The sequence below is a fragment of the Anaeromicrobium sediminis genome (genome assembly GCF_002270055.1).
In the GTDB taxonomy this organism is placed as follows: domain Bacteria; phylum Bacillota; class Clostridia; order Peptostreptococcales; family Thermotaleaceae; genus Anaeromicrobium; species Anaeromicrobium sediminis.
This window is the reverse complement of the sequence record NZ_NIBG01000027.1, coordinates 1-14298: the sequence shown is the minus strand read 5'-3', so window position 1 is coordinate 14298 and position 14298 is coordinate 1. Positions and strand designations below refer to the sequence as shown.

At 31.5% G+C, this 14298-nt stretch carries 11 protein-coding genes; 1 reads left to right on the top strand and 10 read right to left on the bottom strand.

Annotated elements, in window-relative coordinates:
• Nucleotides 1-33: 33 nt before the first annotated feature.
• From CCE28_RS19260 to CCE28_RS19245, 5 genes are all read right to left on the bottom strand, one after another.
• Nucleotides 34-1638, bottom strand: a complete 1605-nt coding sequence (locus CCE28_RS19260; protein WP_242973034.1) for a LysM peptidoglycan-binding domain-containing protein — start codon at nt 1636-1638, stop codon at nt 34-36.
• A gap of 130 nt (nt 1639-1768) precedes the next feature.
• Nucleotides 1769-3883, bottom strand: coding sequence for an ATP-binding protein (locus CCE28_RS19255; protein ID WP_095135440.1), 2115 nt, complete (start codon nt 3881-3883; stop codon nt 1769-1771).
• A gap of 253 nt (nt 3884-4136) precedes the next feature.
• Nucleotides 4137-5645 carry a DUF1846 domain-containing protein gene (locus CCE28_RS19250; RefSeq protein WP_095135438.1) on the bottom strand — a complete coding sequence of 503 codons (1509 nt, stop codon included), beginning with the start codon at nt 5643-5645 and terminating at the stop codon, nt 4137-4139.
• Nucleotides 5646-5871: 226 nt separating this feature from the next.
• Nucleotides 5872-6000 (bottom strand): hypothetical protein, encoded by a 129-nt coding sequence (locus CCE28_RS22800; protein WP_278277629.1) that lies wholly within the window; start codon nt 5998-6000, stop codon nt 5872-5874.
• 27 nt (nt 6001-6027) lie between these two features.
• Entirely contained in the window at nt 6028-6960 is a 933-nt protein-coding gene (locus tag CCE28_RS19245; RefSeq protein WP_095135435.1) for a permease, read from the bottom strand.
• Between the two features lie 150 nt (nt 6961-7110).
• On the opposite strand from CCE28_RS19245, the gene CCE28_RS19240 reads away from it, so the two are divergent.
• Complete coding sequence (locus tag CCE28_RS19240) at nt 7111-7458, top strand: winged helix-turn-helix transcriptional regulator (protein WP_095135432.1); 348 nt, start codon at nt 7111-7113, stop codon at nt 7456-7458.
• A 123-nt stretch (nt 7459-7581) separates the two neighbouring features.
• Here CCE28_RS19240 and CCE28_RS19235 read toward each other — a convergent pair whose 3' ends face one another.
• From CCE28_RS19235 to CCE28_RS19215, 5 genes are all read right to left on the bottom strand, one after another.
• Complete coding sequence (locus tag CCE28_RS19235) at nt 7582-8472, bottom strand: DMT family transporter (RefSeq protein ID WP_176461923.1); 891 nt, start codon at nt 8470-8472, stop codon at nt 7582-7584.
• 170 nt (nt 8473-8642) lie between these two features.
• Nucleotides 8643-9800, bottom strand: a complete 1158-nt coding sequence (locus CCE28_RS19230; RefSeq protein WP_095135428.1) for a PucR family transcriptional regulator — start codon at nt 9798-9800, stop codon at nt 8643-8645.
• Nucleotides 9801-9930: 130 nt separating this feature from the next.
• A complete protein-coding gene (locus tag CCE28_RS19225) occupies nt 9931-10722 on the bottom strand; it encodes a sugar phosphate isomerase/epimerase family protein (RefSeq protein ID WP_095135426.1) in 792 nt (263 codons plus the stop codon).
• Between the two features lie 383 nt (nt 10723-11105).
• Nucleotides 11106-12476 (bottom strand): transporter permease, encoded by a 1371-nt coding sequence (locus CCE28_RS19220; RefSeq protein WP_095135424.1) that lies wholly within the window; start codon nt 12474-12476, stop codon nt 11106-11108.
• Nucleotides 12477-12662: 186 nt separating this feature from the next.
• Complete coding sequence (locus CCE28_RS19215) at nt 12663-13886, bottom strand: DEAD/DEAH box helicase (protein WP_207652933.1); 1224 nt, start codon at nt 13884-13886, stop codon at nt 12663-12665.
• Between the last annotated feature and the right edge of the window lie 412 nt (nt 13887-14298).

Here is a 14298-nt window from a genome sequence, read left to right as displayed (position 1 = left end):
TCTGTAAATGAAGGTGTGCTTTTCTTATTAAATTCACTTTGCTGCCTTTTGAACCATCTTTTCATGGGACTCACTAGGCATTCCCGTATTATGTGAGAGGCTATTTGATAAGTATAGATCAAAATGTCCTGTAACATTATTATTGGCAACTGTATCTTGCGCATGGGGCATACCGGCTAAAGATGCTGCTATATTTATTCCATCATGAAAAATTACCACAGATCTAGGTGCCCATGTCCAAGTTCCAAATAGTTGTTTCATAACTTGCGTATCAGCAGCAGTTAATGGCTCAATATCAGAATGATTATACCCTCCCATCATTTTAACTTTAAATTGTAAACCCGTATCCACATCTGTAATAGTAAAAACATCATTTCTTTTTATTAAGTATTGTCCTTCCCTAAACCAATCTACAATTTTTCCCTTCCTTAAAGGAGCAGCCTCTTGCCCTGGAGTAATTGTATAATTCCTTGGAGCATAGGCTGAAACTGAAATCGTTTCTCCTGCGCTGAGTAATTCATCACTATCCATATAATTGTACTTTAAAATATTTTCAGGAGATGTTCCTACTTTTTTTGCAATACTATTCACCGTATCTCCTGGTTGTACTATATAGGTTGCCACATTATCTGTAGTTGGATTTGTCTCTGTAATAGTAGGATTAGGAATAGATAGTTTTTGACCCACTTGAAGAAAATCACTCGTTAAATTGTTTGTAATCTTAATCATATCTATTGATGTATTAAATTTATTTGCAATTTTCCAAAGACTATCACCAGCTTGTACTGTATAGGTTTTCATATTTCCTGTATTTCCTTCATCATCTCTTTCAGGATTTGAGTCTGGTTTTTTAGGAAGAGCTAATTTTTGACCCACTTGAAGAACATCACTTGTTAAATTATTAGTACTCCGGATCATATCTATTGATGTATTAAATTTATTTGCAATTTTCCAAAGGCTATCACCTGATTGTACTGTGTAAGTTTCAGTGGCAATATGTCCTCCTGTAGTTAAAATAACTGTCTTACTTTCTCCATCCCATCCAACATTTAGCCCTAGGATTTCACCTATAAATTTTACAGGAACCATTGTACTATCATTTATACTATAATGTTCTGGCATGGGAATGGATTTTCCATTAAGTCTAGCTGTACTAGATCCCATAACAAATGCAAGTTTTACATCACCCTTATTAACACCTATAGTTTTGCTTTCTACATTGGACCAAGTGGTGCCACCCACAGATTTAGTTATTTCTCCTAAGGGAACATAAGCAGTTCCATTAATCACAAAAGGATTTTGGCTGTAGTGTTGAATTTCATTGTCTAATTTAACGTTAATTATTTGCTCCTTACTTATACTTTGTTCAAGAACAGGGCTATTAGCAAAGGCTGATACATTTGCAAAAGGAATTGAAACAAGTAATAATGAACCAACTACCAATTTAACATTTGCTACTTTAAGATTAGAAAAATTTTTCTTTACATATTTATGTATCCTATCATATAGGGATTCATCTTTTTCATTATCTCCATGTTCAAACTCCTTAGCAAACTCAACTAAGCTTTTATTAGGATCTAATTGTAAAATAATATTATAACCATCTTCAGTTCCTTCTAGCTTATGACCTATGAACATATTCAAAGTAAAACCTCCCTAAACTACTTCATAATTATATGGTTTCCCATAAACTATAGATAATATTAAAAAATAAAGAGATAAACAAAATTTTGTTTATCTCTTTTCTTAACTTCTATTTATTTTTAATTTATAGTCCATATATATCTGAGAATTCAATGTTTATCATCTCTACTTTATCTTCTTTGCAAGGTTCATCTTGAGATAAATCAGATTCCTCTTCGCCTTTTATATTAGCAGGAATTTCAATTATAAACTCACTTCCATTCTCATACTCACTATTTAAATATATTCTTCCCTCATGAAGTTCTACAATTGATTTTACAAGAGAAAGGCCTATTCCACTACCTTCCCTTTCCCTGTCAAACAAGGGTTGTGCCTGTCTAAATCTTTCAAATATTATCTGTTGTTTTTCTTTAGGAATACCTATACCCGTATCCTTTACAGAAATACATACCTTATCATCTCTATCATATACATTTACATATATGCTTCCCCCAGGTCCAGTAAACTTAATGGCATTGGAAAGGAGATTTAGAATTACCCTTTCAATGTTGTCTGCATCACAAGAAATTAATTTTTCTTCCGTATCCGTATCAAATATTATACTTACTTCTTTACTCTCAATATACGCAGCAACGGATAAGGTGATATTTTCAACAACTTCCACAATATTGTGATTCTTAAATTTCATCTTTAAGAAACCTGAATCTATTCTAGTAATATCTATTAAATTATTAATAAGCCTAATCTGCCTATAACAATTTTGCTTCATTATATCTGAGTACTTCTTGTAATATCTATAATTTAGTCCCTGACTATTGTTATTATAAGTGCTATTAAGAAGTTGAATACTGCCAAGTATAATATTTAAAGGAGTTCTAAACTCGTGAGATATATTTGAGAACAATTCTGTCTTTAATCTTTCATATTCTAAGGTTTCTTTCAGTAATCGCTGTTCTTCTTCTGCTATTTTTCTCTTTTTTTCTTCTTCCTTTTTTCTCTGTGAAATATCTCTAATAATAGTTAATGTGGCAGGTTTTCCCTTATGGGTAATTGCATTAGTTGACATGCCCACATCAATTAACTCTCCATTAGTTTTTATTATTTTTTCTTCCAAAATACTAAAGGTAGTCTTTAATTTTTGCACATCATCAAATCTCTTCTGTACAACCTCTTTGTAGTCTGGATGAACAAATTCTAAAAATCTTTTATTTATTAGATTCTCCACATTTCTTTCACCTAATATTTTTCCTACGGCTTTATTCACAAATACAATTTTACCTTCACACTGAACAAAAATACCATCGGGAGAAAGTTCCACAAGACTTTTATAACTCTGTTGACTTTCTTCAAGTCTTTTAACGTTTACTTTGACTCTATGTCTTAGATAAAGAGTATTTATTAGCAAAATAATAATAATTATTATACTTACTCCTAAAACATAATTTATGGCACTTTGTCTTGTAAGGTTTATTGTAATGTATTGCCACTTAGATTGTACATCCTTTAATTGATTAACGGACATTTTCTTTATTCCATCATCTATAAGAGCTAATAATTCCTCATTTCCTTTTTTCACCCCTACTCTTAAGGGTTTTATGTATATGGTACCTAAAAGCTGAAATTCATTTAATTCAGGATAATGAAGGGCTGTATTTTTCAAATCCTTATAATAATCTACAGATAAGGCCTTAACTTTTCCATCTTTAACTGCATCCATTATGTCCTTATTGCTAGGATATACGGATAACTTTACATGAGGATAATTTTTTTGTAAATAAAATCTAGCATTATTACTTTTGCTAACACCAATGCCTATGTCTTTAATATCATTAATATCCCATGCATTTATATCCTTTTTTACAAATATACCTGTCATTATATCCATAAATGGAATACTAAAGTCCATGTACTCTGCTCTATCATCATTGTAAAATAGACCTAAATGTACATCTGCTTCTCCATTTTTAACCATATCTAATGTGTTTGCCCAGGATGTCATTTTAAATTCTATATTTACTCCATTAGTTTTTCCCCAAGCTTTCCAAAAATCAATTAATATTCCTTCAGGCTCACCTTCAATATTCACATAGCTAAAGGGTTTCCAATTGTTTTCACAGGCTATTTTTATTTTTACGGGATCTTTTGATTCCCTTTGTAAGCAACCAGTGAAGCTAATGCTTACGGCTATTATTACAAGTAGTGTATATTTAATTAATCTATTCCTAATTTGGTTTTTCATATATTAGTTTGCCCCTTCCAACAAATTTGCTTATATTTTAGCCTGAAAACCTATTGTATGAATTATCAAACTAATACTTTTATATACCTTCCCATATAAATTATCATCTATGGACATTATACAATATTTGGCTTTCACATGAAAGAATTTGTCAGAATAAATCAAATTAAGTCCTTTTGTGTATATACAAAAGCCTATACCTTCCTATTCAGCAAGAGAGCTGATAAGTTTTGGTATAGGCTTATTTTTTTAATTAGTTATTATAATATAAACTGTTAGAAGAATACTCAGGATCCGATGTAACATCAATACCAAGTTTTCTAAATGTCTGTTCATCAATTGTACTTAAAATAGTTGTAGAATGGGCTTGACATCCCTTAAGCATGGCTAGTTTTTCCATAGCCACTTGAGCCGTAGGGTTAGTTGTCATACTAATACTAAGTGCAATTAAAATCTCTTCACAATTTAAAGCTGTACTCTTGCTACCAAATGTCTTTGACTTTAAGTTTATAATAGGCTCAAGAATCGATGGTGAAATTAAGTGAATTTCATCTGAAATATTTGCAAGGTGCTTAATTGCATTTAATGTAACTGCTGCCGATGCATCCATAGTGCTTGAACTCTTACCAGTTAAGATAGTTCCATCGTGAAGTTCAAGTGCCACTGCTGGACACTTTTCATTCTTGCCAGATGCTTCTCTTAACTCAGCTGACTTTTCCCTAGCTGGTGTAACTACCTTACGATCTTCACCCTTAAGATTAAGTTCTTCCATGATTAACTTTGCTCTTTGAGCAGTCTCTAAATCAATATATCCCTTTTTATACTCACATCCAGTTTTAAAGTATCTTCTAATAATCTCTTGTCTAGAAGCTTCTTTAACTGCTTCATCATCAATAATACCAAATCCAACACGGTTAACACCCATATCTGTAGGAGACTTATAAACAGATTCTTCACCTGTAATCTTTTCAATGATTCTCTTAAGTACAGGGAATGCCTCCACATCACGGTTGTAGTTTACAGTAACCTCATTGTACTCATCTAAATGGAATGAGTCAATCATGTTAACGTCCTTTAAATCTACTGTTGCCGATTCATAAGCAATATTTAAAGGATGCTTAAGTGGCACATTCCAAACGGGGAATGTTTCAAACTTAGAGTATCCCGCTTCGCGACCAAGCTTATGCTCATGATATAGCTGACTTAAACAAGTGGCAAGTTTTCCACTACCAGGACCAGGTGCTGTTACAACCACAATAGGTTTTGTAGTTTCAATATAAGGGTTCTTTCCGTAACCCTCATCACTAACAATAGTATCCACATCTGTAGGATATCCCTTTGTAGAACGATGGGTATATACCTTAATTCCTCTTCGCTCTAGTTTGTTCATAAATACTGTAGTGGCAGGTTGATTGTCATATCTAGTGATTACAACACTATTAACATCTAAATCATAAGATCTAAACTCATCAATCAATCTTAAAACATCCATATCGTAAGTTATACCAAAGTCTCCACGAATTTTATTTCTTTCAATATCCCCAGCATAAACACAAATAATAACTTCAACTTTTTCCTTCAACTTATGAAGTAGTTTAATCTTGGCATTTTCTTCAAAACCTGGAAGTACTCTTTTTGCATGTAAATCACATAAAAGTTTCCCTCCAAACTCTAAATAAAGCTTGTCATAATCATTTACTCTTTCAAGTATGAACTTTGATTGTTCTTCTAAGTATTTTTTTGGATCAAATCCTGTTTTCATAATCAACCTCGCTATTCTTAAATATTCTTTGACTATTTTATCATCAAATTGACTTAATTGAAATGACAACTATGAATTTTTTTTATTTTTTATAATTAGTTTAGAAAAATATGAATACTAGTATAAGTAACCATATATAACTTATTCCAATTGTCCCTTACAACTATAGTATTTTTATTTTGCCTTTCATCCATACTAAAAAATAGAAGATGATAAAAATCATCTTCTATTTTTCTTTATTCTTCTTATCTTTTAACTTTTTCTCATCTTTTTCTTCAACTATTTCAACGCCACAGTTGCATCCACCTGAACCGCCAAATAGTTTACCTAAGATTGATTTTTTGTCCTTACTCACAAATTTCACCTCCCTTAGATCAATAGGTTATTGTATTACATTAAATATATTGAAAATATAACCAGTAATTGTGGCTACTGAGAAAACTGATACAACAAAAGCTATAACCATTTTTTTCTTAAATATTGTATTAAGCAATGTAACCTCAGGTATACTTGCTCCTGCTCCTCCTATAATAAGTGCCATTATTGCACCCATACTCATACCTGATGCATTAAGCGCCTTTGCTATTGGAATCATAGTTTCTGTTCGCACATACATGGGAACTCCAATAATTGCTGAAACGGGAACAGCAAATAAATTATCAGGTCCAGCAACTTTCACAATAAAACTTTCGGGTACAAATCCATATATAAATGCACCTACACCTGCTCCTACAAACAAGAATGGTAACACCTTAACAAATAATGAGAATGTATCTCTAATAGAAAGTTTAAAAACTTCCATGTGCTTTTCCATAGGTGTTCCTTCTAGCACATCATAAGTTATTTCTTCATTATGGCCACCTTTGATTGCAACATTTTTTACTTGATTTTCCATTCCAAGTTTTTCTAATAATGTTCCTATTAAAACTGCAAATACGAATGTAACCACTGAGTAAATTATAGTAATTTTAACTCCAAAGAATTTCATGAAAAGTATAATAATCATTGGATTTAGTACTGGTGAAGTTATTAAAAATGAAATAGTTCCTCCAAATGGAGCTCCACTTTTAAACAGGCCCACAAGAATAGGTATTGTAGAACATGAGCAAAATGGAGTTATGGCGCCTAGTGCTGCTCCCATTATGTTTTGAAGGCCCTTATGAGGCTTTGTCAAAATCCTTTTTATTGTTTCTTGAGATATATACCTTTGAAGTAGTGCTACCAAGAAACTTATTGCAATAAATAGGACAACAAGTTCTCCTGCAATATGTTTAAAAAATCCTAACGCCACAGTAAGATTGTTTGCTTGAGACATTTTTCCTTCCTCCTTTTTTATTTGATTTCTTTTGACTATGGGTTTATTATAATTTATATAGTTTAAAATAAAAGTACGCACTTTAAAGTTACTAGTTACTTTTTAGATACTATATTTCAATTAAAATCTATGAAAATGGAGGGATTTATCATGAATAAGGATTTAGAAAAAATTGAAAATCTAACTAGCTCCGAATGCGGTATAGAATTTACCCTATCTATTATGGGAGGAAAGTGGAAACCATTAATCCTATGGTTTTTAGCAAAAAAGGGGATAAAGAGGTATGGAGAAATTAAAAGATTTATACCTTCAGTTACTAATAAAATGCTAAGTCAACAATTAAAAGAATTAGTAACCGATGAATTAATTCATAGAAAGGATTATAAGGTAATACCACCAAAAGTAGAGTATAGTATAACAGAAAAGGGAAAAACATTAGTCCCAGTATTAGATTTTATGTGCTCCTGGGGATATGAGCATGAAAATAAGAAGAAATAGGATAATATACAAAGTTAAAATTTTGTATTTAAAAAGAGAAAAACATTTTACATCATAGTAAAATATTTTTCTCTTTTTATTCAAAAGGGACATAATAGCTTAGTTTATTTTTCATTTATAATTTTATTGTTCTGCCTGAACAATCCTACCTATTTTATTAATCAATATACCTATATTTGGCATAGCCACACTAATTATAATAACTATGGCACCAATGAATGTTTGTAATCCCATAGTTTCAGATAAAAATATCCATCCAAATACAGCTGCAAAAATTGGCTCCAAAGTATATATAAGGGCCATATTAGAGGCAGGAATGTACTTTTGAGTTACATTTGCCAATAAATATGCAAAAGACGTACATACAATTGCTAAAAACAACATGCCCTTCCAAGTTTCTGAAGGCAGATTTATAGTTGGTGTTTCTATAATAAAAGATAATATTAAACTTAAAACTCCAACAACACTAACTTGAATAGCTGAAATTACTGTTGCATCATACTTTTTAACGTACTCTTCCACTAGAATAATGTAATAGGCCAAAATTACTGATCCTCCTAAAGTCATTAGATCACCAAAATTAACTCCACCTTGGCTACCTTCTAATGTTACTAATCCAAGACCTAGTATAGCCAAACAAGTTCCAACCCAAATAAGTTTAGGCTGTTTTTCCTTTTTTATATAAGTTGCAATAAAAGGTACAAACACCACACTGCTGCCAACAATAAATGCATTTTTAGCAACAGTTGTATATTTTAATCCAATGGTATGAAGTGTAAAGGCGAGAAACAAAACTCCTCCTGTGATTACTCCTCCAACCAATTGTTCACGTATGATCTTCCTATGTCCCAGTAAAAATAATATTGTGGACAATACACATCCACCAATCAAAAATCGAAGGGCCATAAAATTAAATATTCCAATATTATCAAGTATTGGCTTAGTTAAACTATATGACAACCCCCAAAGTGCCACAATTAATATCATAAGAAATTCTGCTTTCCATTTTTTCATGACCATCCCTCCTCTTTATACTGGTTTATTACTCTAAACCCACTTGCTGTTCTCCAACAATTATATATTATTCATATAAATGGTAGCATTTCAATTAATACAAAAAAAAGCTACTCAATTTGTATATTATACAAATTGGTTAGCCTTTAAAAAACATATTTTTACTTAATTTATAATAACTTAGAGTTAATTAAATATAATCGAATAGCCATAGCTAGGGTCTCATAAGTCATGCCTTTTAGTTGACTAGTCTCTAATATTTCATTAATTTTTCTAATACGATAACGTATGGTATTCGTATGTTGAAATAAGTTTTTAGATGTGGTTTGTATATTCCCTTCACTCTCCACATAGGCAATGGCAGTATTTAAAAGGTCCGTTCCCTTATTATTATCATAATTAGTGAGTTTTTCAATTATACCCTTATAAAATGAATAAACCCAAGGATTATTCATAATTGGAATCAACAATTGGTAAATTCCCATATTCAGAAATGAAACTTCATTCATATCATAAAGATATGCAAAATCATAGGCATATTTACTCTCGTCAATCGCTCTGCCTAAAAGTCCTAAACTATTCTTGATTTCGCTAATTCCTAATCTATAGGTACCGTCCATTAAACCAGAAGATTTTAGGGCCGATTCAGAAACTTTTTTAATATATTCATGATCATCCTTATCATATGTTGCAATGATTAAATATCCATTTCTGTAGGAAATAACTAAAGAATTCCCACCTAAAAACTGACTCAGATTGTTTGGATTAAATAGTGGTGTATTAGTTCCTCCATGTACTTCTATTTCTGTTGCAAAGTAAACAATAAAGTTTTTCTTAAAATTCCTATTAATCTGGTAAGCCAGGTCACGTATGTGAAATTCGTTCAGGTTACTCTCTGTAATTTGATCAATAATCAATTTTATATGTTCTTGGTGATTTTTAATATTAATAGCTTTATCAATTTCTAGGATTATGGTCTCCACATAGGTTTCATCAAATAAAAATAGGGGTAATCCATGTTCATGAGCTAATTCTATAGCTTCTTTAGGGATTTCCTTAAAATAAATGGTTTTAATTGCAAAACATGCTGCTTGTGCATCAATTAAATTTCTTACAAAATCAACAATCATCTCTGGTTGATCCCTAATAGCAAGTAGATTACTAAAGATAAATTCTCCCACTTGAACTGAATTAAGAATTTGTTCTCCAACCTCATGATCCAATATTCCAGCTCTAGTTATTTTCCTATCCAATCCACTCATCCCTGCAACGAGCCTAAATCTTTTTAATGCATCTAATTTCAATGCTTCATGAACTGTTAATGCCATTTATTCACCCCTTAGATGGTAAATTATCTGAATACTTAAGAATATTATACATTATTTTTATGTATCTTTTTACTCAAATGAATTAGAATAACTATCCTACATATAATTTCAAAGCCTTCTGGTAATGATATTAAATCAATATTTCTTTTAGTTTTTCTAAGGATTTTACTGCATTTTCTCTTGGTCTTACCTCAATAATATGGTAAATATCTGCACTTTTCATTTTGTCCATATGCCACTGAAAATCCACATGGCCATTACCTATTATTTGATGATCACTTTTTCCATTATTGTCATGTAGGTGACAAGTCCTTATTTTATCTATATGTTTTAAGAAGAATTTTACTTCATCGTATTTGTTCTCATATGAATGGCCTATATCCCAAGTTAAATATAAATTTTCCTTTTTAAGAACCTCTTCTAATGTATCTTGAACAATTTCTTTAGGAAATCTTCCTGAATTCTCAACGCAAATCATTATTTTATTTTTAGCATAATCACTTAATTCCATTAGATTTTCTTTTACTACCTTCTTATATTCCTCAATATAAATTTCATCTAGATATGATTTTCTATCTGTAAGGGTAAAGCAAACTGAGCTTCCAATATGCATTGTCATTCTACTTGCTCCTATATCATATCCAAAATCTATAACTTCCTTTAATCTATCCATGGTAGCCCTTCTAATACCCTCTTGAAGCTGAAGAAGTGTTATGTCTTCAGGTGCATGAAGGGTGATTTCTATATGATTTTCATCCTTAAAACTCTTTATTTTTTGCCGTTCTTCCTTTGTGAATTTCTCAGGAAAGAAAATAGGCATGTTTATATTCAACTCAACACAATCAAATCCTTTCTTCTTCGTATATTCTAAAGTATCAAATATATCAATTTCTCCACTAGATGCTGCATATCCAATTTTCATATGAATCCTCCTAACTTAAATTTATCTAATGTATATTCCATGTTCTTTTTTTATGGTTATTTTACATATTAACATAATTAAAAATATCTTTGCATCTTTATTCACTATCTTATATGGTGAATCCACTAAATTATATAAAAAAGGCATACTTCTTATGCTTCGCTAGGAAACCCTATGGTTTCCTTCGACGATTGCTATCGCAATCTGAGCACCTTCCTTTAAAGCGGGCAGGGGAACTCTTCCCCTACAACCCCTTACTTTTTTACTTATCCGCAGTTTCTAAAATTTATAATTTCCTAGTAAGTAAAAAAAACCTGTTTTCTTCATTTTTCAAAGAAAACAGGGTTATATTTATAACTTATTTTAATATGCTAATCTATATTTTATATAATAAATATTGCAACAATAGTAGTTACAACCATACCTATCATTACAGGTATAAAGTTTCTTTTTGCAAGTTCCATTGGTGATACTCCACAGATTGCGGCTGCAGGTATTAATCCCCAAGGAACTATAGTTCCTCCACCAACCCAAATTGCAGTGATTTGACCTAATGCGGCTAAAACAGATGCTTTTACTTTAATGGCTTCACCAAATACTTTAGCTAAAGATCCTGCTAAAGATATGCCAGAAAAACCTGATCCATCTAATCCTGTTATTGCCCCAATAGTACTCTCTATGGAACATACCATTACTTTGTTCATAGGTATGGAGTTAGACAATGCAATTCCTATATCTGATAATATACCTTGAGATGCCTCTGGTAAAAAACTTCCTCCTATTGCTTCTGCAAAGGGACCTAATTGGCCTAAATAGAAAAATGCTGCTATAGGAATAATGGGACTAAATATTTCTATTCCAAACCCAAATCCACCTTGAATATAAGTTGTTATTTTTTCTAATGATTTTTTCCCATAGTTAATTAATGTAATAAGTATTAATAGAAGTACAGCAGTTCCACCAATCAAGGCTGTAGCATCTCCGCCCTTTAAATCAAATATAAACATACATACAACATCAGCCATAAACCCTAATGGCACTAAAAGAGCTGATATTTTTGTTTTCATAGTATATGTTTCATTTTCATGTATTTCTATTCTATCTGTAATTTCTATTTTCCCCTTTTTCATATCCCTATCTAGCATAAAATACCCTATGCCAATAGAAACTATGGCCATAACCCAATATAAGATCATACCATCATTCATTATGTCAGACACACCAACTCCAGCGGCGGCGGCTGTTATGGTAGGAGCCCCTTGAATTACAAAGTCAGTAGATAATGCTAATCCATGACCAAATAAATTTATTGCCATAGCTACTCCTATGGCTGGAAGTCCTGCTTTTATTGCGATAGGCAAGAAAATTGCCCCAACTAATGCCGTAGCAGGAGATGGCCAGAAAAACCAGGATAGAATTAACATTACAACTCCTACTGAAAAGAATGCACTAGTTCTATTTTTTATTATTTTAATAAATGGAGTTACCATTAATTGTGTAGCTTTTGTTTCTTCTAAGGCTTTAGATAGGGCTACTATAATAGATATAACCAATATTATACCTATTAGTTCTTTTGTGGCTACTACAAAGGAGTTAAATATACCTCCTATGGAGAATACAATGTCCTTACTAGCATATAGGGCCATACAAAATACACCTAGTATACACGGTATGAGTGTATCTCTCTTTAGTGCCATTGTTATTAACACAATTAGTATAAATAGAATATAAGTATAGTGGATACCTGTCAACATTTTTACTGCCTCCTTTCTCTTAATTTTCATATTATGAATATGTAACATATTTGGTGAGGAGTTGGGACAGTATATGGTGGTTTTCCATCTTATAATCTTTTCATTTCAATAAAAAATACTACTCATTTTAGAGTAGTATTTTCATTAATTGATGCTTGTAGCTATTTACTTTACTAGTTATTTCAATTATTTTCTTTTGGCCTTATATTTAGAATTACTATTTTTCTTATTTCCATAATGCTTCTTTTCACCATACTTTTTAGGTTTATTATATACTCTTTTTTCACGCCTTTTAAATTCGCCTGTATTTTTTTCGTTTTTAATGGTCATTTTTATACCTTTTTCAATAGAACGCAAAGCTTCTATAGTTTCAGGTGTAACGAATGTAACTGCAGTTCCACTCTCTCCAGCTCTACCTGTACGTCCTATACGATGAATGTGGAGTTTAGTATCATTAGTTATCTCATAATTAAATACATGAGTTATACCTTCTATGTCAAGACCACGGGCCGCTAAATCTGTAGCCACCAAGAATTGTAATTCAAGTTTCCTAAAAGCTTTCATTACTTTTTCACGTTTACTTTGAATCATGTCTCCATGAAGTTCATCACAATTGTATCCTCTTTCGCCTAATTGTTTATTAAGCTTAATTGTAGCACTCTTTGTATTACAAAATATAATTGCCATAAAAGGATTATTTTCATCTATGTACTTACAAAGTGCACCTAATTTTCCTTTTTCAGTAGTTTCAACTACTACTTGCTCTATTTCATCTAGTACGATCTTTTTATTTTCTGTTTTTATATGTAATGGATTTTTCATATATCTAGACGCTAGCTTACGTATTTGTTCTGGCATAGTTGCAGAAAAAAACATTGTTTGACGTCCTTTTGGTGTATTACGCACTATGTCTTCTACATCTTGTAAAAATCCCATATGAAGCATCTGATCCGCTTCATCAAGTACTATCATTTTAAGTTTACCAAAGTCAATACTTTTACGTTTTAAATGATCAATTAATCGCCCTGGTGTAGCAATGACTATATGTATATCTCCCTTTAACCTTTTTACTTGTCTCTCTACATCTTGTCCCCCATAGGCTGATAGTATATTCACACCCTTAGCTTCTGCAAGCTTTTTAGCTTCTGCTGTAATTTGAATAGCCAGCTCTCGAGTAGGGGTAATAATCAATGCTTGTACACAAGATTTATTAGGATCTACATTTTTCATTATAGGAAGCAAAAATGCAAGTGTTTTTCCTGTTCCCGTATGAGCTTGTGCTACAACATCTCTTCCTTTTAATAATGATGGAATAGATTGCTCCTGTATCTGGGTTGGTTGTGAAATGCCATTTTTTTTCAATATATCTTTTAAGTCTTTTCCAATGCCAAGATCTAAAAAACTACTCATAGTATTCATTCCTTTCATCTTACTATTTATTATTATCATCAATTATTGAATTCATCCTGCTATTTTATCATGAATAAAGGTAGTTAACAATTTTAGTTTAAAAAAACATCCTAATTCCTTTAAATAAATATATTTATTTAAAGGAATTAGGACAGTTAATCATAGCCCTAGATATGTGATCATCTATATAATTTAAAAAAGGCCATTGGAGAATATCCAATAGCCCAATTCTTGAAATAACCCTAAATAATTATTTAGGTCCTACTCAATTATATATTAAATCTCTGTATAGATTCCTGAAGTTTACCTGAAAGATTTGCAAGTTGCTCTGCCGACGCTGATAACTGCTCAATGGTAGCCGTTTGTTCTTCCGTAGAAGCTGCCACCTCTTCAGTTCCAGCAGCATTTTGTT

What these genes read in the sequence shown, in the direction of transcription:
- CCE28_RS19260 (WP_242973034.1), bottom strand. Translation starts at nt 1,638, where the DNA reads ATGTTCATAGGTCATAAGCTAGAAGGAACTGAAGATGGTTATAATATT.
- CCE28_RS19255 (WP_095135440.1), bottom strand. Translation starts at nt 3,883, where the DNA reads ATGAAAAACCAAATTAGGAATAGATTAATTAAATATACACTACTTGTA.
- CCE28_RS19250 (WP_095135438.1), bottom strand. Translation starts at nt 5,645, where the DNA reads ATGAAAACAGGATTTGATCCAAAAAAATACTTAGAAGAACAATCAAAG.
- CCE28_RS19245 (WP_095135435.1), bottom strand. Translation starts at nt 6,960, where the DNA reads ATGTCTCAAGCAAACAATCTTACTGTGGCGTTAGGATTTTTTAAACAT.
- CCE28_RS19240 (WP_095135432.1), top strand. Translation starts at nt 7,111, where the DNA reads ATGAATAAGGATTTAGAAAAAATTGAAAATCTAACTAGCTCCGAATGC.
- CCE28_RS19235 (WP_176461923.1), bottom strand. Translation starts at nt 8,472, where the DNA reads ATGAAAAAATGGAAAGCAGAATTTCTTATGATATTAATTGTGGCACTT.
- CCE28_RS19230 (WP_095135428.1), bottom strand. Translation starts at nt 9,800, where the DNA reads ATGGCATTAACAGTTCATGAAGCATTGAAATTAGATGCATTAAAAAGA.
- CCE28_RS19225 (WP_095135426.1), bottom strand. Translation starts at nt 10,722, where the DNA reads ATGAAAATTGGATATGCAGCATCTAGTGGAGAAATTGATATATTTGAT.
- CCE28_RS19220 (WP_095135424.1), bottom strand. Translation starts at nt 12,476, where the DNA reads ATGTTGACAGGTATCCACTATACTTATATTCTATTTATACTAATTGTG.
- CCE28_RS19215 (WP_207652933.1), bottom strand. Translation starts at nt 13,886, where the DNA reads ATGAGTAGTTTTTTAGATCTTGGCATTGGAAAAGACTTAAAAGATATA.